General features: G+C 53.7%; 1 protein-coding gene. It reads left to right on the forward strand.

Annotated elements, in window-relative coordinates; translation table 11 throughout:
• Positions 1-67: 67 nt before the first annotated feature.
• Positions 68-745: IS701 family transposase (locus tag Xvie_RS20420; protein WP_086110894.1), on the forward strand; the 678-nt coding region annotated here is incomplete at its 3' end.

The following is a 745-nucleotide window of genomic DNA, read 5'->3' on the forward strand; positions in this document are numbered from 1 at the left end:
TACTACAGCCGTAATCCCTATTGTGCCATGATGGGGCTCTTCTTCCTTAAATAAAAGGCGGTGTCACATGCCATCCCCTGCCAAAATCTGGGAACAAGAACTGCTGACATTACATGCCCGTCTGGCTCCCTTATTTCACTCTACCGGCCCACGACAACGCAGCCTCGCCTATCTTCGGGGATTGCTCAGTGATGTTGAACGTAAGAATAGCTGGCAACTGGCTGAATGGATGGGGGAAAGTACCCCCGATGGCATTCAATATTTGCTGGAACGCGCTGATTGGGATGTCGATATGGCCCGCGATATCCTGCGGGATTATGTCACTGAACATTTGGGCGATGAACAGGGTGTTCTCATCATTGATGAAACCGGTTTTATCAAAAAAGGGATACATTCTGCCGGGGTCCAGCGTCAGTATAGTGGGACCGCTGGACGGGTAGAAAACAGCCAGATAGGCGTATTTCTTTGTTACGCCGGCAACGGAGGGCATGCCTTTGTTGACCGGGCATTATACCTGCCTCGCCAGTGGACAGATGCCCGTTCCCGCTGTGAAGCCGCGGGTATCCCCGCCAGCGTCACTTTTGCAACGAAACCCCAGTTAGCCCGGCAGATGCTGGAACGAACATGGGATGCCGGCGTTCCCTGTCGCTGGGTGACCGCGGATGAAGTTTATGGCCGTGACCGTCGTCTAAGAGTCTGGCTGGAGTCCCGATACCAGCCCTTCGTGTTAGCCATTCCCTGCAAT

The sequence above is a fragment of the Xenorhabdus vietnamensis genome, assembly GCF_002127535.1.
GTDB classification, from domain to species: domain Bacteria; phylum Pseudomonadota; class Gammaproteobacteria; order Enterobacterales; family Enterobacteriaceae; genus Xenorhabdus; species Xenorhabdus vietnamensis.